The following is a 17098-nucleotide window of genomic DNA, read 5'->3' as shown; positions in this document are numbered from 1 at the left end:
ATTCAGGCGGGCTGTGTCTCCAGGCCTCGCCCGCCGCCATCCGGCCTGATCCTGAACCAGATCGAGTACATGGCCGGCAGAAACACCAGGGTCAGCACCGTACCCGCAAAGGTGCCGCCGATCAGCGTGTAGGCGAGCGTGCCCCAGAACACCGAGTGGGTGAGCGGGATAAACGCCAGAATAGCGGCCAGCGCTGTCAGTATCACGGGGCGCGCACGTTGTACGGTGGCCTCGACCACCGCTTGAAACGGATCGAGCCCCGCCTGTTCGTTGTGGTGTATCTGGCCGATCAGAATCAGCGTATTGCGCATCAGAATGCCGGACAGTGCGATCAGCCCGACCAGCGCATTGATGCCGAATGGCTGCTGAAAGAGGATCAGCGTAGGCACCACACCAATCAGCCCCAGCGGACTGGTCAGGAAGACCATGACCATGGCGGATATCGAACGCACCTGAAGAATCAGGATGATCAGCGTGACCGCCAGCATGATCGGAAACAATGGCAACATTGCAGTCATGGCCTTGCCGGACTCCTCGATTGAACCTGCCTGCTCGATCCGGTAGCCGCTGGGCAGCTTGTCGATGATCGGCTGTAACTGCCGGGTTATGGCTGTCGACACATCCGGTGGTTGCAGGCCGTCGGCTATGTCGCCCCGAACAGTGATGGTCGGCGTGCGGTCCCGCCGTCGCATCACCGGTTCCTCCATACGCACATCAACGGTACCAATCTGCGACAGCGGAACACGTTGCCCGTCGACGCCGGTGAGGGTGAAGTCCATTATCTTCGCCGGATCAAGTCGGGTGTCGCCAGCCGAGCGTGCAACCACCTGCACGGTGCGAATATCCTCGCGCACTGCCGTGACGGGCAGACCTGTCAGGAGAAACTGCAGTTGCTGAGCGACCTGGCTGGAACTCAGCCCCATGGCCTGCATACGGTCCTGTTGTAAAGTGAAATGCAGCGCCGGAGTACGTGTGCCCCAGTCGGTATTGACGGTGCGCATCATCGGGCTGGCGTTCAGAACCTGTTGCACCTGCGCCGCAATGCTGCGCAGTGTTTCCGGGTCGCGTCCGGCAATACGGTAAGCGACGGGGTAGGGCGAATAGGGGCCGAATACCAGTTGCGTGACCCTTACCCGTGCCTCTGCAGCCAGTCCCTCGGAAATAGCCTGGAGCAATCGGTGTTTCAGCGTTTCACGCTGTTCCTGGCTGTCGGTGCGCACCACGATCTTGGCGAATGACGGGTCAGGCAATTCCGGCCCCATCGCCATGTAGAAGCGTGGTGCACCCTGACCAATGTAGGCAGTGACGATCCCGGCTTCCGCCTGCTCGGCCAGCCAGCTTTCCACTTTTGCAGCGGCCGCACTGGTTTGAGAGATCGAGGTGCCATAAGGCATCTGCAGTTCGATCAATACTTCAGGACGATCGGATACCGGAAAGAACTGTTTCTTGACCAGTCCCATGCCAAGCACGGCCAGCACAAAGAGCCCGATGACCGAGCCTGCTACCAGCCATTTACCTGTAATGACGCGCGCCAGAATCCGACGGAAGCTGTTGTAGCGCGGCGTGTCGTAAAGCGTTGCGTGTCCGCCTTCGACCTGCTTCACCTCAGGCAACAGTTTCACGCCCAGATATGGGGTGAAAAACACGGCGACCACCCACGAGGCAATCAGCGCGATACCGACGATCCAGAACATATTGCTGGTGTATTCGCCTGCCGTGGAGCGCGCGAAGCCGTTGGGCATGAAGCCGACAGCGGTGACCAACGTGCCGGATAACATCGGCGCGGCGGTGTGGCTCCAGGCATACGCAGAGGCAGCGACGCGGTCGTATCCTTCTTCCATCTTCACCACCATCATTTCGATGGCGATGATCGCATCATCTACCAGCAGCCCGAGTGCCAGGATCAGCGAGCCCAGTGTGATCCGGTCGAAATTCTTGCCGCTCATGGCCATGATTACGAATACCACCGCCAGGGTCAGCGGGACGGCGGCAGCAACCACCACACCGACACGCCAGCCCATGCTGATAAAACAGACCAGCATGACCACCAGCAGTGCGACGAAGAACTTGATCATGAACTCATCGACCGCCGAACTGATATTGACGGCCTGATCCGTGACCTTGCTCAGGCTCATGCCCAGTGGCAGTTCGGCGTTGATCGCGCCCACTTCCTGGTCCAGCGCCTTTCCCAGGTCCAGCCCGTTCCAGCCATCGCGCATGACAATCCCCAGCAGCAGCGCAGGCTCGCCGCCGTTGCGAATCATGAACGTCGCCGGATCTTCGTAACCACGCTTTACTGTGGCAATGTCCGCCAGCTTCAATGTCCGGCCCTGTGCCACAACAGGTGTGTCGCGGATTTTCTGCAGCTCATCGAAAGCGCCGTCGAGCCTGATAAATACCTGCGGTCCTCGGGTTTCGACCGAGCCTGCGGCAGTCAGCGCGTTCTGATCGTTCAGCGCGGCAAACACCGTCTGAGGGCTTATCCCCAGTGTTGCCAGTCGCTCGTGAGAGAGCTCGACGTAGACTCGCTCGGGCTGCTCGCCCACGATGTTGACCTTCTTCACTCCCGGCACATGCAGCAAGCGCTGGCGCAGTGATTCGGCGTCACGCGCCAGTACGCGCTGCGGCTCGCCTTTGGCCTTCAGCGCGAACAGCGCGAAAGTGACGTCCGAATACTCGTCGTTGACCATCGGCCCGATAACCCCGGACGGAAGCGTCATGGCCTCGTCACCAATTTTCTTGCGCGCCTGGTAAAACTCATCCGGCACTTGCGACGGTGGCGTGCTGTCGAGCAGAGTCAGGGTTGTGAATGCCATGCCTGGCCTGGTGTAGGTTTCAGCGCGGTCGTACCAGCGCAGCTCCTGAAGGCGTTTTTCGATCTTCTCCGCCACCTGATCCTGCATCTCCTGGGCGGTTGCTCCCGGCCAGACGGACACCACGGTCATTACCTTGACGGTAAATGCCGGGTCTTCGGCCCGGCCCAGTTTGAAAAAGGCAATGATCCCGGCCAGCGAAATCAGGCAAACAAGGAACAGGGTAATCGAGCGCTCGCGGACGGCCAGCGCTGACAGATTGAAACGGTCATTACTCATGGGCGCGCGCTCTGTGCCAAGGCCGCTTGAGCGGTCACTCTTACTTGCTGGCCTTCGTGCAGAAGGTGCGCGCCAAGTGCGACTATTCGTGTGCCTGGCTTGAGCTGCGTACTGATGCTGGCTTGCTCGTCATCAAGCTGCTGAACCACTACTGGCGTCCAGTAAACCTGTGTTGGCTCCCCTTGAATGACCCAGATGCCCGGTCCCTTGCCAGCGTCATACAGCGCGCCGATTGGCACCCGCAATGTGCTTTGACTGGAGCTATCTGCGCTGGGGATTTTCACGGTGATGGTGGTGCCCAGTGGGGCATTTGCCATCTCGCCTTCCAGTATCCAGCGAGCTTCAAAGGTGCGGGTCTGACGGTCCGCAACGTCCGACAGCTGTCGCAAGCGTGTCGTGGCGCTGATGTCCTGATTGCCGAACAGCGTGGCTTGGGCGATAGAGCCGATACGGGGGCGCAGGTTTTCCGGAAGTTGAATAACCGCTTCACGCGGTCCGGCGTGGGCCACGCGTACCACGGCTTGCCCTGCACTGACGACCTGACCGGGCTCAACGAGGGTTTCCATGACAATGCCGTCGGCATCCGCCACAAGGTCTGCGTAGCGAGTTGCATTAAGAGCAACTTCTGCCTGCGCTTCGGCTGCACTGAGTCGAGCCTTGGCCGAATCAGCCGTCGACTTGATCTGGTCGTAGCTTGACGCTGAAATGGCACCACTGCTGCGAAGGCTTCGGTAACGTATCTCTTCGTCTGCGGCCTGCTTTGCCTGGGCTCTGGCCGCATTCACTGCTTCGCGTTGGGCGTTGGCAGCGAGCTTCAAGTCGGCTGGGTCGATACGCATCAACGGTTGACCGCGCTTGACGGCCTGCCCGGTATCGACAAACCGCTCCAGCACCTTGCCGGACACCCGAAAACCAAGGTCGCTTTGCACCCGCGCCGCTACGGTTCCGGTGAAGGAACGGGGCTCCAGGCCGGCCTCCTGGAGGCTCGCAACGCGCACCAGTGGCGCTTCTGTGCGCGGGTCCGCTGGCGTTTTTTCGTTGCAGGCGGTCAGGACAGCCGGCAAAACACTGGCGAGAGCAAGCAAAACGAATCGGTGCCGGAGCATGGGAATCTCAATGTGCAGTGATCAGTGTCTGCACTTTGATTCCAGTGACCAATTTAGTCAATAGTCACAACTGTTGTTTTGTTAAGGCGACAGGCTGCGCAGCACCAGGCTGGATAACTGACTCGGCCCTTCGTCGGTGTGCTCGAAGCTGTATTGCAGCAGCAGCGGGTTGATGTAGGGGCGCATGACCAGATAGATCGCCATGACCGTTTCATCAAGAGGCGTCTTGCGCTCGAAGTCGCCGGTCTGTCGGCCTTCCTGCAGAATGTCCCGGAGAGTGGCCTTGAGGTGTTCCTCGTAAACCAGTGTAGCCTGCCAGCGTTCGGTAGCTGCCGATGTGGCGATTTCGTACAGCTTGCGGTCCTGCGAAAACAGGCGAATGCTGGCCTCAACGACTGATTTGAACATGCGTCGCAGCTTTTCCGGTGGCTTGTCCGTTTGGCTGATTGCAGCGCTGACTTCGGCCTCGATTTCACTCAGGCAGTGGGCGCAGATCATCTCGCCGATGGCCTGTTTGGACTCGAAGAATTTGTAGATGTACGCCTTGGAAAAACCGATAGCCCTGGCGAGATCGGACACGGTGGTCTTGCCGTAACCGTACTGGCTGAAATGTTCGGTGGCCGCAATCACGATCTGATCACGAATCTCATGGTCCACCGGACCACGGCCTGCTGCGGTATTGCTGATGTTTTTGCTCATGAGGCGGAGCTTACTGACATTGGAGTAAGTGGACAATAAGTGACATTGTCGGGGATTGGTCACGACCATTACGGTCTCAACGCACGCGACATCCAACCGGGACCGGACGCAGAGCGTCCAGAAAGGCATGCCGACGCGGCGCGTCGCACGATAGTCGGTCAGGCTGTGCCGTACGGAGCGCTCAATCCAGCCCCAGTTTCTTCAGCCGGTAACGCAGCGATCTGAAGGACAAGCTGAGCCTTTCTGCCGCCGCGGTACGATTCCAGCGGGTTTCTTCCAGAGCCTGCAGAATCAGCTTGCGCTCGATGCTTTCGAGGTAGTCTTCAAGGTTGTCGATGTCGGCCAGGCTAGGGCTGTTGTGCTCCTGGGGGCTGGCAGACTCTGCCAGGCGCAGATCGCTGGCATGGATTTCATCGTTTTCACAGAGCGTGTAGGCGCGCTCCAGCATGTTTTCCAGTTCGCGCACGTTACCGGGGAATCGGTAGCTCTTCAGCGTATCCAGCGCCTGCGCATTCAGGCGCGCCACCGGTTGCGTGCCATTGCCGGCAAGTCTCCGGAGAACACTGGCTGCCAGTTGATCGATGTCCTCGCGCCGCTCGCGCAATGAGGGGACGCGCACTTCGATCACGTTCAACCGGTAATACAGATCCTGACGGAAACGGCCTGCCGCAACCTCTGCATTCAGGTTCTTGTGGGTGGCGCACAGAATGCGTACGTCCACGATCTGTTCTTGCTGGCTGCCTACGCTGCGGATGGATTTTTCCTGGATAGCTCGCAACAGCTTTACCTGCATGGCCAGCGGCAGGTCTGCCACCTCGTCGAGAAACAGCGTCCCGGTATGTGCCGCCTGAAACAGACCGGGCTTGTCTTCGTGGGCACCGCTGAAACTGCCTTTGCGATGGCCAAAGAATTCGCTCTCCATCAGCTCGGAAGGAATGGCCCCGCAATTCACCGGTATGAACGGTTTGTCGATGCGCGGACCCTGCTCGTGGATCAGCCGCGCTACAAGCTCTTTGCCACTGCCCGATTCGCCGCTGATGTAGATCGGCGCCTGGCTGCGGGCCAGCTTGCCGATCTGGTTGCGCAAGGTACGCATCGCCAGCGAGTCGCCCAGCAGGCGGCTGTCGATGCTGCGTGCTGGCTGGGCGCAAGGCAGGCTCAGCGCACTATTGACCAGTTCGCGCAGCCTGCCGAGGTCAACCGGCTTGGTCACAAAATCGAAAGCCCCGGCTTTGAGCGCATTAATCGCGATGTCCAGGTTGCCGTGGGCAGTGATCATCGCCACCGGCACATGGGGGTAGCCGTGCTGGATATGCTGCACCAGCTCAAGGCCATTGCCGTCGGGCAGACGCATGTCGGTCAGGCACATATCGAACGGCTCGCGGGCCAGCCAGTCATGGGCCTCGGCAACATTGCGGGCGCATCGGGTGTCGAGTTTCATGCGCCCCAGAGTGATCTCCAGCAGTTCGCGGATATCCGGCTCGTCATCGACTATCAGGATTTTTTGCCGTTGGCTCATGCTCAGCTCGTTTTGAACGGGTGGGCGAAGGTTATGCGCAGACAACTGCCGCCACCTTGCCGCGGGACGTATTCCAGGTGCGCCTGATTGCTTTCGCACAGCTCGCGTGACAGATATAGACCAAGACCGGTGCCTTTGCTTTCCGTGGTGAAAAACGGCTCGAACAGCTTGGCCAAATGTTGCTCGCTGACCCCCGGCCCGTCGTCCTGCACTTCCAGAATCGGTAAGTCGCTTTGTCGGTCGTGATGCAGCTTCAGCCAGACCTGCGCTGACGAATGATTTCTGCTGCTGTAGCGCAGGCCGTTCTGTAGCAGGTTGGTCATGATCTGGGTCAGTTGCCCTGAATCCATGCGGGTTGTCAGCGTTCCGGGGCTGATTTCGACATGAACCGACTGTCCGGCCGCGGCGGCGCTGCGAAACTCGGCAACAAAGTTCTCCAGCCAGGTTTTCAGGTCCAGCAGTTCGGGTTGCGACTCACGCCGGCGTGACAGTTGCAGAACATTTTCGATGACCCGATCAATACGCCCCGACTGGTCATGAATGATCTGCCCCAGGCGTCGGTCTGCTGCGCTGAGTTCTTCAGATTCGTTGAGTAACTGTGCGGCATGGCTGACTGCGCCCAGCGGGTTGCGTATCTCGTGGGCAATCCCGGCGGTCAGGCGTCCCAGCGCGGCGAGCTTGAGCTGCTGCGCCTGATGGGCAATCTGCGACAGGTCTTCAAGAAAAATCAGCGTCTGGCGCTGATCGCCCCGATTGAGTGCGGCAAAGCTCGGTTGCAGCACCGGCCCGATGGGTGACCTGGTGACGCTGCGCGGCGCCATGATCGGGTTGACGAGCCACTGACGCAGGCGTTCCACCAACTGCGGCGAGTAAGCGTCGATAACCTGCCCGACCAGTCGCTCGTGGCCGAGCAGGGTCAGGGCACCTTGATTGGCCAGCAGCACCTGACGGTTGGCATCCAGTACCAGAATGCCGGTACGCATGCGTTGCAGAATCAGCGCGTTGAGTTCTTCAAGGCTGTCGACATCCGCTGCACGCTGTTCGGCCAGCACTTCGCTGACCTGCATACGCGCTGTCAGCGCCTGCACCAGCAGTGCGGCGGCGAAGCACAGGGCACCCAGAGAGCCGGCTTGCACGTAGTCGTTGGAAACCGACGGTGTACCGAAGCTGATATAGAACGTCAGGTAGATGATGCCGATGGCCGAAACGGCAGCGATCAGCAGACCGATACGGCCCCGCAGCAACACATTGCTGATTGCCACGGAAGCAATCAACAGATTGCCGATGCCGCTGGAAGGGCCACCCGCCGCGTAAAACAGCGCCGAGAGCATGATTGCGTCAGTCATCGCCAGACTGAACAGCTGCGCCTGACGGCTGGGGCGCTCCAACAGCACGACGACCAGAATGTTGAACACCAGATACAGCCAGCAACCCGAACGGAACAGGTTCGGATTGGCCAGTTGCAACAGTTCGGTTTCCAGGCTGCTGGAAATCAGCAGGACCAGTACGACGCCGATGGTCAGTCGATAAAGGTGGTAAAGCCGCAGGATCCGTTGCGCCTGTGGGCTGGCAAGCGAGGGTGTGTCAGCGGTCACGTGCCGCGGGGCCTTCCAGGCGGTGTGCCTCGCTGCAATACCATTGCTGTGCCTGGCTCAGCGCGCGATCCTGAGGCAGATGAACGCCGCAGTGTGCGCAGCGCACCATCGGGGTGGCCGCTATCTCAGGCGGCTCGGCACGGGATTTCGGCTTGGGGGGATTGATCAGGCGCTTGACGAACCAGATCACCGCCGCGATCAACGCGGCCCACATAAGTAAGCGAACCATGACTACCAGCTTAGTGATTGACGATGGCGCAGTGTAGCCAAGGTACAGTCAGGCGCACAGTGGCTGCGGCGCATAAATGTGCTGCATAAAAAAAGAGGCCCGAAGGCCCCTTTCTTAATGCCGTGAAGATCAGTCGAACAGACCCAGGGTCATGTAGCTGAACCACGAACGGCTCTTGGTGCCTTTCGCTTCGGCGTCTTTTTCCGCCTGCTCGTCCAGCTCTGCCTGATTTTCCGGCAACAGCTCTTTCGGAATGGCGTCCTTGGCGTCCTGATACTGCTTCTTGATGTCCTGATCGGCACGGGTCTGGCCCGGTGGCAGCGGTGCGCTACCGTTGATCAGGCCAAGGGTCGCTTTCGACAGCCACGAGCGGTTGTCAGCTTCGGCCTGACGCGGGGTGAACTTGCCGTCAGCCAACTGCGGGTGGTTCGGGTAGTTGGTCTTGAGCACTTCAAGGCTGGTGGCTGCCAGGTCGTCGAGGTGCAGACGCTGATAGGACTCGACCATCACGGCCAGACCGTCACCTACCGATGGCGTCTCCTGGAAGTTTTCCACGACATAGCGGCCACGGTTGGCGGCGGCGACATAGGCCTGACGGGTCAGGTAGTAGTCGGCTACGTGAATTTCGTAGGAGGCCAGCAGGTTGCGCAGGTAGATCATGCGCTGCTTGGCATCCGGCGAATAACGGCTGTTCGGGAAGCGGCTGGTCAACTGAGCGAACTCGTTGAACGAGTCGCGGGCAGCACCCGGGTCACGTTTGGTCTGGTCCAGCGGCAGGAAGCGCGCCAGCAGGCCGACATCCTGATCGAAGGAGGTCAGGCCCTTCATGTAATACGCGTAATCGACGTTCGGGTGCTGCGGATGCAGGCGGATGAAACGCTCGGCAGCGGATTTGGCTGCTTCGGGTTCACCGTTCTTGTAGTTCGAGTAGATCAACTCGAGCTGGGCCTGATCAGCGTAGCGACCGAACGGATAGCGTGATTCCAGCGCCTTGAGTTTCTCCGTGGCACTGTTATAGCTGTTATTTCCCAGGTCGGCCTGCGCCTGCTGGTACAGCTCGACTTCGCTGAGGTTTTCGTCGATGACTTCCTTCGACGAACAGGCCGCAGTCAATGCGAGGATGGCGATCAGCAGCAGGTGTTTCACTTGCATGGCGGCTTGCGTCCCTATAACGGCCTGCTGTCTTGGGCGGGGCCGTCCTGTTATGATGAGCGCCCCGCGATACCGGCGGGACAAAAGACGCCGTATTTAACCACAAGCGCGCTGCCGAAACCAAAGGCTAGCCGCCACCTAGTCTGGTCATGTCCGAAAATATAGAACTCCGCGCAGAGGTGCCGTCCGAATTGGGCGGTCAACGCCTCGATCAAGTCGCCGCACAATTATTCGCTGAGCACTCGCGCTCGCGCCTTTCCGCCTGGATCAAGGACGGCCGCCTGACTGTGGACGGAGGCGTATTGCGCCCCCGCGACATCGTGCATGGTGGCGCTGTTCTCGAGCTGATTGCCGAGCAGGAGGCCCAGGGTGAATGGGTTGCTCAGGACATCGAGCTCGACATCATCTATGAAGACGACCAGATCCTCGTCATCAACAAGCCTGCGGGTCTGGTGGTGCATCCGGCTGCCGGTCATGCCGACGGTACGCTGCTCAATGCCTTGCTGCACCATGTGCCGGACATCATTAATGTTCCGCGTGCCGGCATCGTGCATCGTCTGGACAAGGACACCACTGGTCTGATGGTGGTCGCCAAGACCATTCAGGCACAGACCCAACTGGTTACCCAGTTGCAGAGTCGCAGTGTCAGCCGTATCTACGAGTGCATCGTGATCGGCGTGGTGACCGCAGGCGGCAAGATCGACGCTCCGATCGGTCGTCACGGCCAGCAGCGTCAGCGCATGGCCGTGATGGAAGGCGGCAAGCAGGCGGTCAGTCATTACCGCGTGCTGGAGCGCTTCCGTTCGCACACGCATGTGCGCGTCAAGCTGGAAACCGGCCGTACCCACCAGATCCGCGTGCACATGGCGCATATCAACTACCCGTTGGTCGGCGACCCGGCCTATGGTGGTCGCTTCCGCATTCCTCCAGCCGCCAGCCTGACCATGGTCGACTCGCTCAAGACTTTCCCGCGGCAGGCGCTGCATGCCCGCTTCCTGGAGCTGGATCATCCGATCACCGGCAAGCGCATGAGCTGGGAATCGCCACTGCCGGATGATTTCGTCTGGTTGCTGTCGCTGCTCAAGCAGGATCGCGAGGCGTTCATCGGGTGAATGACTGGCTGATACCTGACTGGCCTGCGCCAGCTCGGATCAAGTCGTGCGTCACCACCCGCTCGGGCGGGGTCAGTCTGGCCCCTTTCGACAGCCTCAATCTGGGCGATCACGTCGATGACAGCCCACAGGCCGTGGCGAGCAATCGCCTGCTCCTGACCTCCCGTCTCAATGTTGAGCCCGCCTGGTTGAAGCAGGTGCATGGCGTAGACGTCGTGCCTGCTGATCCGTCCCGGGTTGTCGAAGCCGATGCCAGCTGGACCGATAGCCCAGGCGTCGCCTGCACCATCATGACCGCCGATTGTCTGCCCGCACTGTTCTGTCGTCGCGATGGTACTCGCGTCGCCGCCGCGCACGCTGGCTGGCGCGGATTGGCGGCCGGTGTGCTGGAAGCCACCGCCGACAGTTTGCAGTGCGCTGCCGAAGACATCATGGTCTGGCTTGGCCCGGCTATCGGCCAGCCGTCTTTCGAAGTCGGCCCCGAGGTGCGCGAAGCCTTTATCCACAGCCATCCGCAGACAGCCGATGCATTTGTCGCCAGTTCGAACCCTGATCGTTTCATGGCCGACATCTACAGTCTTGCCCGGCTGCGACTCGCGGCAAAGGGCATTCATGCGGTGTATGGCGGCGGTCTGGACACTTTTACCGACTCTCGCTTCTTTTCCTACCGCCGTGGCGCGCGCACCGGCCGCTTCGCCTCGCTGATCTGGATTGATCACGCCTGATTGCAGGCTCTTTTGCGCGGGCCAGCTAGGCTTGCCTGAACACACGTCTGATCTGTATCAACCACGGCCCGCTTGAAACGCGCAGAATCGTCCGCATCTAACTGGCTATTCAGCAGGTTTTCTTTATAGGTGTGTTCATTGCTCCGGCCTGCATTAAAGGAAGGTGACTAATGCGTATCGACAGATTGACCAGTAAATTACAGTTAGCGTTATCCGATTCCCAGTCGCTGGCCGTTGGCCTCGACCATCCCGCCATCGAGCCTGCGCATTTGATGCAGGCGCTGCTTGAGCAGCAGGGCGGTTCCATCAAGCCTCTATTGCTGCAAGTCGGCTTCGACATCAACAGCCTGCGCAAGGAACTGAGCGCAGAGCTGGACCGACTGCCAAAAATCCAGAACCCGACCGGTGACGTCAACATGTCGCAGGATCTTGCGCGCCTGCTTAACCAGGCCGACCGTCTGGCACAGCAGAAAGGCGATCAATTCATTTCCAGCGAGCTGGTCTTACTCGCGGCAATGGACGAGAACAGCAAACTCGGCAAATTGTTGCTGGGGCAGGGCGTCAGCAAGAAAGCTCTGGAAAATGCCATCAACAACCTGCGCGGCGAAGGTGCCGTGAATGACCCGAACATCGAAGAGTCGCGTCAGGCACTGGACAAGTACACCGTCGACCTGACCAAGCGCGCCGAAGAGGGCAAGCTCGACCCGGTGATCGGTCGTGATGACGAGATTCGTCGCACCATTCAAGTCCTGCAACGCCGTACCAAGAACAACCCGGTGCTGATCGGTGAGCCTGGCGTGGGTAAAACCGCTATCGCCGAAGGCCTGGCGCAACGCATCATCAACGGCGAAGTGCCGGATGGCCTGCGTGGTAAGCGTTTGCTGTCGCTGGACATGGGCGCATTGATTGCTGGTGCCAAGTACCGTGGTGAATTCGAAGAGCGCCTGAAATCGCTGCTCAACGAACTCTCCAAGCAGGAAGGCCAGATCATCCTGTTCATCGACGAATTGCACACCATGGTCGGCGCCGGCAAAGGCGAAGGCTCGATGGACGCTGGCAATATGCTCAAGCCTGCGCTGGCTCGCGGCGAGCTGCATTGTGTCGGTGCCACCACGCTCAACGAGTACCGCCAATATATAGAGAAGGACGCTGCACTTGAGCGTCGCTTCCAGAAAGTGCTGGTGGACGAGCCAAGTGAAGAAGACACCATCGCGATCCTGCGTGGCCTGAAAGAGCGCTATGAAGTGCACCACAAGGTCGCCATTACTGACGGTGCGATAATCGCCGCAGCCAAACTTAGCCATCGGTATATCACCGACCGGCAGTTGCCCGACAAGGCCATCGACCTGATTGACGAAGCGGCCAGCCGCATTCGTATGGAAATCGACTCCAAGCCTGAAGTGCTTGATCGTCTTGAGCGTCGGCTGATCCAGCTGAAAGTGGAAGCTCAGGCGCTCAAGAAGGAAAAGGATGAAGCGGCTATCAAGCGCTTGGAAAAACTTCAGGAAGAAGTGGTGCGCCTTGAGAAGGAATATGCCGATCTCGAAGAAATCTGGACCTCGGAAAAAGCTGAAGTAACGGGCTCTGCACAGATCCAGCAGAAAATAGAGCAGTCCCGTCAGGAACTGGAAGCGGCGCGTCGTCGTGGCGACCTGAACCGCATGGCCGAGTTGCAGTACGGGATCATTCCGGACCTGGAACGCAGCCTGCAAATGGTCGATCAGCACGGCAAACCCGAGAACCAATTGCTGCGCAGTAAAGTGACCGAGGAAGAAATTGCCGAAGTCGTGTCAAAGTGGACCGGTATTCCCGTGTCGAAAATGCTGGAAGGCGAGCGCGAAAAACTATTGCGCATGGAAACTCTGCTGCACAACCGGGTGATCGGTCAGGAAGAAGCGGTGGTCGCGGTCTCCAATGCCGTACGTCGTTCGCGTGCAGGGCTTTCCGACCCGAATCGTCCGAGCGGTTCGTTCATGTTCCTCGGCCCGACCGGTGTGGGTAAGACCGAACTCTGCAAGGCGCTTGCCGAATTCCTGTTCGATACCGAAGAGGCGATGGTGCGTATCGACATGTCCGAGTTCATGGAGAAACATTCCGTGGCTCGTCTGATCGGCGCACCACCGGGCTATGTCGGTTACGAAGAGGGCGGATACCTGACCGAAGCCGTGCGTCGCAAGCCGTACTCGCTGATCCTGCTCGATGAGGTCGAGAAGGCGCATTCCGACGTGTTCAACATCCTGTTGCAGGTGCTTGAAGACGGACGCCTGACTGACAGCCACGGGCGGACGGTGGACTTCCGCAATACCGTGATCGTCATGACCTCCAACCTGGGCTCGGCCCAGATCCAGGAACTGGTTGGTGATCGTGAGGCGCAACGTGCTGCGGTGATGGATGCGGTCGGTACGCACTTCCGCCCCGAATTTGTGAACCGGATCGACGAAGTGGTGATCTTCGAACCGTTGGCGCGTGACCAGATCGCCGGTATTACTGATATCCAGCTGGGCCGCCTGCGCAAACGTCTGGCTGAACGCGAGCTGGCGCTGACCCTGAGCCCCGAGGCGCTGGACAAGCTGATTGCCGTCGGTTACGACCCGGTCTATGGAGCACGGCCGCTGAAGCGGGCGATCCAGCGCTGGATCGAGAACCCGCTGGCACAGATGATCCTCTCGGGCAGCTTCATGCCCGGCAGCACCATCACTGGCAAGGTGGTCGACGACGAGATCGTGTTTGCCTGATAGCGCTCGCCAGCTCTATATAGAAGGGCCCTCTCGCCGAGGGCCTTTTTTCTGAGGATGCTGCCAGCAGTAAAATCGGGCCTGAAAGGGGATCTGGGAAAAAATCGCAAATCATTGTCTTAAAAAGCAATTTATAGGGTTGACAGGTGTTTTTAAAATTGTAGAATAGCGCGCCTCAGAGACGTGAACGCAACGATACAAACGAAGCGCAAAGGTCGATGAGATTGAAATCAACGAGTTAACAGCACGCTGATTTCAAGGCAACATGTTGTAAAGTTGAATCTGAAATCGATAGTTCCGCGATAGCTCAGTTGGTAGAGCAAGTGACTGTTAATCACTGGGTCCCTGGTTCGAGTCCAGGTCGTGGAGCCAGATTTCGCAAGGTTCAATGCAGTTTCAGTCGGGGTATAGCGCAGTCCGGTAGCGCGCCTGCTTTGGGAGCAGGATGTCAGGAGTTCGAATCCCCTTACCCCGACCATATTTGGGTCGTTAGCTCAGTTGGTAGAGCAGTTGGCTTTTAACCAATTGGTCGTAGGTTCGAATCCCACACGACCCACCATTTTTGGTCAGTTTGTATCTGGCTGGATCTTAGGGAGTGACGCCACAAGTGTCACCCAAATAGAAAACGCCTCCTAGGAGGTGTTTTTTAGCATCATCGGGGTATAGCGCAGTCCGGTAGCGCGCCTGCTTTGGGAGCAGGATGTCAGGAGTTCGAATCCCCTTACCCCGACCATTTTCGCCCAGCTGTATCAGGGTTGAAGATCAGAGCTCAAAAACAGTTGTTTTGAGCTCAACAGAAAAGGCGTCCTTCGGGACGCCTTTTTTGTTGGAGATTTATAGCTACAACACTCATGAAGCGATTAATACTTCGTACGCCTCATCCCGCCTGTTTACGGTCTGGCCGGTAGAGGGTTGCCTGTAAGACTGCTTGCACGCTGTCTGGCTACGCACAAACGTCTCAAGGCGACCCCCGGCTTCCTACAACCCCCGCAGGCGTTATGCCTGGTTTACACCATGTCTGTTGATTGGGTGGCCGCGCTAGCCACACCCACCAGCGACACTTCCGCGGTTGGCGCAAAAATCATATCGTTGGTGCGCAGATCCTGGGTCCAGTCGCCGGTGAGGGCAATCTCAAACCGATGGCCCTCAGCGTCAGGTTCCACATCCTTGAGGTAGGTGCGGTCCAGATCCGCGTTATAGGCCATCTTCAGCGTAGTGCCGGTACCGTCGCCGAACCCTGTGTAACCCAGCGCCGACACATCGATCTTGTCATTGTTGTCTGCGAACCGGGCAATCAGGTCCACGAAGCTCTGGCTGTCCGTGCGGTAGCTGTCAGTGGCTGCCGTGTAGCGGAACACGTCAGCGTCATTGATGCCATTACGGCCATAGACCGAAAGGTTCGGGTCGTCGCCGCCGATCAGCAAGTCGGCGCCCGCGCCTCCGATGATCACATCCGAGCCTCTGCCGCCGTCGATACGGTCGTTGCCGGCCAAGCCATAGATGACTTCCGACATTGCGCTCCCCGTGATTACGTCCTTGCCAGCCGTTCCTTCGACGGTGGGGGCCGTGAACACCAGGTTGGTGCTGTTCAACTGCCCCGTCAGGTTGCCTTCAAACGCCAGTTCGAAGCGCTGTCCATTGGCGTCGGCATCGAAGCTTTTCAGGTATGTGCGAGTGCCCTCTGCGTTGGCCTGGATGGCCAGCGTGCCATTGTGGCCATCGCCAATGCCGGTAAAGCCCAACGCAATCAGATCGACACGGTCCTGAGAGGCGTCGAAATCGAGAATCCGGTCGCTGCCTGTTTCGGTAGCGGTACGGTAACTGTCGCTGATCTGGGTGAAGCGGAAAATATCTGCGCCCGTCCCGCCTGCCAGCACGTCACGGCCACCCGCGCCTTGCAGCACATCGTCTCCGCCCAGGCCGCGGATAATCTCGGCCGTGTCGTCGCCAATCAGGTGATTGGCCTGGCTGGATCCGTCCACGTGGTATTGGCCATCCTGACTGCCGAAGGTTGTGTCCAGGCTGCCATCGGCGTTCAGACGGGTGATCACGTCGCCGGCGATAAGGATTTTGCCATCGGGCTGAACGATTGCCGAGTGAGCATAGTTCGACGCGCCCTGGGGCACCTGGATCGTCAGCTTGCCATCGTCACTAAAGGAGGTGTCGAACGAGCCATCCGCATTCAGCCGCAGTACGTTGAAAGCGTTATTGTCGTTACTCTCGCCGGCCACGATGATCTTGCCATCGTCTTGTACGGTTATCGCAGCGCGGTAGTCCAGCCCCAGCGCAGTATCGAAGTACACCACGCCGTCCACGCCAAACGCGGTATCCAGGCTGCCGTCGGCTGCAAGTCGCTGAACGGCATAAACCGGATCGCCCGGGTCGTGAGGGCCGTCGGCGCCCACGTACAGCCAACTGCCGAGCAATACGCTGCCGTCGGGCTGCACAACGGTGGCGATATTGCCGGTGCCGTAATGCCCGGTCGGGTTGAGGACAAGTGCGCCGTTGACACCGAAATCCTCGACCGGAGCCCCGCTGCTGTCCAGCTTGAACACGATCGCCTGGGATGTGCCGCGAAGGCTGACGTACACCGAGCCATCTGCTGTGGCGTAGATAGCCATTCCATCAGCGCCGATCGGTACATCAAGGCCAGCCGCGCCGCCTTTGCCGAAAGTGGTGTCCAGGGTGCCATCCACGTTAAAGCGCTCTACCTTCAAACCGCCAAGCCCTGGCTGTGCTGATAGCACTTTACCGTCGGCCTGTACCGCCATTACGTAGTAAGCATAATCTTCCGGGTCCAGGTTGCCGGGCACGAGGGCAATTCCCTCTTGGCCGAAGCTGTTGTCCAGGCTGCCGTCACTGTTAAGGCGCACCGACGTGAAGCTGCCGCGCGTGCCGTAGCTTTCATCGCCCGGCGAGCCAGGGTAGCCAATGGCAGTCTGGAAGCTTTCGCCGCCGACGAGGATTTTGCCGTCAGGCTGAAGGATGATGCTCCAGTTTGAATCGCCACCCGTGGAGGGGTCGACCTGCACTGTCCCCGGGCCTGTTCGCACGGTGTAGTTGATGGTGGCCTTGCTATCGATTGACGCCATGACAGTGTCCTTTAGGCATGGAACCCGAACGGATTGGGAAGG

The 17098-nt window shown here is 59.2% G+C and carries 11 protein-coding genes and 4 tRNA genes; 7 read left to right on the top strand and 8 right to left on the bottom strand.

Annotated features, from left to right (window positions below):
- Window positions 1-2: 2 nt before the first annotated feature.
- The 7 genes from RGM3321_RS08210 to RGM3321_RS08180 form a co-directional block, all read right to left on the bottom strand.
- Window positions 3-3092, bottom strand: a complete 3090-nt coding sequence (locus RGM3321_RS08210) for an efflux RND transporter permease subunit (protein WP_244392505.1) — start codon at window positions 3090-3092, stop codon at window positions 3-5.
- On the bottom strand, window positions 3089-4198 hold the full coding sequence (locus tag RGM3321_RS08205) for an efflux RND transporter periplasmic adaptor subunit (protein WP_244392504.1): 1110 nt from the start codon (window positions 4196-4198) through the stop codon (window positions 3089-3091). The genes RGM3321_RS08210 and RGM3321_RS08205 overlap by 4 nt, the downstream gene beginning before the upstream one ends.
- An 81-nt stretch (window positions 4199-4279) precedes the next feature.
- Window positions 4280-4897: a TetR/AcrR family transcriptional regulator gene (locus tag RGM3321_RS08200; RefSeq protein WP_244392503.1), complete on the bottom strand. Its 618-nt coding sequence runs from the start codon at window positions 4895-4897 to the stop codon at window positions 4280-4282.
- A 181-nt stretch (window positions 4898-5078) separates the two neighbouring features.
- The gene (locus RGM3321_RS08195) at window positions 5079-6416 is read right to left on the bottom strand and encodes a sigma-54 dependent transcriptional regulator (protein WP_244392502.1); all 1338 of its coding nucleotides are present in this window, start codon (window positions 6414-6416) and stop codon (window positions 5079-5081) included.
- Between the two features lie 2 nt (window positions 6417-6418).
- On the bottom strand, window positions 6419-8011 hold the full coding sequence (locus tag RGM3321_RS08190; RefSeq protein ID WP_244392501.1) for an ATP-binding protein: 1593 nt from the start codon (window positions 8009-8011) through the stop codon (window positions 6419-6421).
- Window positions 8001-8240, bottom strand: a complete 240-nt coding sequence (locus tag RGM3321_RS08185; RefSeq protein ID WP_002551997.1) for a PP0621 family protein — start codon at window positions 8238-8240, stop codon at window positions 8001-8003. Before RGM3321_RS08185 ends, RGM3321_RS08190 begins: the two co-directional genes overlap by 11 nt.
- A 129-nt stretch (window positions 8241-8369) precedes the next feature.
- Window positions 8370-9392: an outer membrane protein assembly factor BamD gene (locus RGM3321_RS08180; RefSeq protein WP_244392500.1), complete on the bottom strand. Its 1023-nt coding sequence runs from the start codon at window positions 9390-9392 to the stop codon at window positions 8370-8372.
- A 149-nt stretch (window positions 9393-9541) separates the two neighbouring features.
- Here RGM3321_RS08180 and rluD point away from each other — a divergent pair, with 149 nt between their 5' ends.
- From rluD to RGM3321_RS08145, 7 genes are all read left to right on the top strand, one after another.
- Complete coding sequence (gene rluD, locus RGM3321_RS08175) at window positions 9542-10504, top strand: 23S rRNA pseudouridine(1911/1915/1917) synthase RluD (protein ID WP_005895286.1); 963 nt, start codon at window positions 9542-9544, stop codon at window positions 10502-10504.
- Entirely contained in the window at window positions 10501-11229 is a 729-nt protein-coding gene (pgeF, locus tag RGM3321_RS08170; RefSeq protein WP_244392499.1) for a peptidoglycan editing factor PgeF, read from the top strand. Before rluD ends, pgeF begins: the two co-directional genes overlap by 4 nt.
- Before the next feature lie 170 nt (window positions 11230-11399).
- Window positions 11400-13964 (top strand): ATP-dependent chaperone ClpB, encoded by a 2565-nt coding sequence (gene clpB, locus RGM3321_RS08165; RefSeq protein ID WP_244392498.1) that lies wholly within the window; start codon window positions 11400-11402, stop codon window positions 13962-13964.
- A 296-nt stretch (window positions 13965-14260) separates the two neighbouring features.
- Window positions 14261-14336 (top strand) — tRNA-Asn (locus tag RGM3321_RS08160).
- Window positions 14337-14365: 29 nt separating this feature from the next.
- Window positions 14366-14442: transfer RNA gene (locus RGM3321_RS08155), tRNA-Pro, on the top strand.
- Between the two features lie 5 nt (window positions 14443-14447).
- A tRNA-Lys gene (locus tag RGM3321_RS08150) sits at window positions 14448-14523 on the top strand.
- Window positions 14524-14620: 97 nt separating this feature from the next.
- Window positions 14621-14697, top strand: a tRNA-Pro gene (locus RGM3321_RS08145).
- A 274-nt stretch (window positions 14698-14971) separates the two neighbouring features.
- Here the strand turns inward: RGM3321_RS08145 and RGM3321_RS08140 are convergent.
- Window positions 14972-17056, bottom strand: a complete 2085-nt coding sequence (locus tag RGM3321_RS08140) for a calcium-binding protein (protein ID WP_244392497.1) — start codon at window positions 17054-17056, stop codon at window positions 14972-14974.
- Window positions 17057-17098: the final 42 nt, after the last annotated feature.

Source organism: Pseudomonas sp. RGM 3321 (assembly GCF_022836805.1).
GTDB lineage: Bacteria > Pseudomonadota > Gammaproteobacteria > Pseudomonadales > Pseudomonadaceae > Aquipseudomonas.
This window is presented reverse-complemented; position numbering and strand designations above follow the sequence as displayed.

Coding starts and splice junctions, on each gene's coding strand:
- RGM3321_RS08210 (WP_244392505.1), bottom strand. CDS start 3,092: ATGAGTAATGACCGTTTCAATCTGTCAGCGCTGGCCGTCCGCGAGCGC.
- RGM3321_RS08205 (WP_244392504.1), bottom strand. CDS start 4,198: ATGCTCCGGCACCGATTCGTTTTGCTTGCTCTCGCCAGTGTTTTGCCG.
- RGM3321_RS08200 (WP_244392503.1), bottom strand. CDS start 4,897: ATGAGCAAAAACATCAGCAATACCGCAGCAGGCCGTGGTCCGGTGGAC.
- RGM3321_RS08195 (WP_244392502.1), bottom strand. CDS start 6,416: ATGAGCCAACGGCAAAAAATCCTGATAGTCGATGACGAGCCGGATATC.
- RGM3321_RS08185 (WP_002551997.1), bottom strand. CDS start 8,240: ATGGTTCGCTTACTTATGTGGGCCGCGTTGATCGCGGCGGTGATCTGG.
- RGM3321_RS08180 (WP_244392500.1), bottom strand. CDS start 9,392: ATGCAAGTGAAACACCTGCTGCTGATCGCCATCCTCGCATTGACTGCG.
- rluD (WP_005895286.1), top strand. CDS start 9,542: ATGTCCGAAAATATAGAACTCCGCGCAGAGGTGCCGTCCGAATTGGGC.
- clpB (WP_244392498.1), top strand. CDS start 11,400: ATGCGTATCGACAGATTGACCAGTAAATTACAGTTAGCGTTATCCGAT.
- RGM3321_RS08140 (WP_244392497.1), bottom strand. CDS start 17,056: ATGGCGTCAATCGATAGCAAGGCCACCATCAACTACACCGTGCGAACA.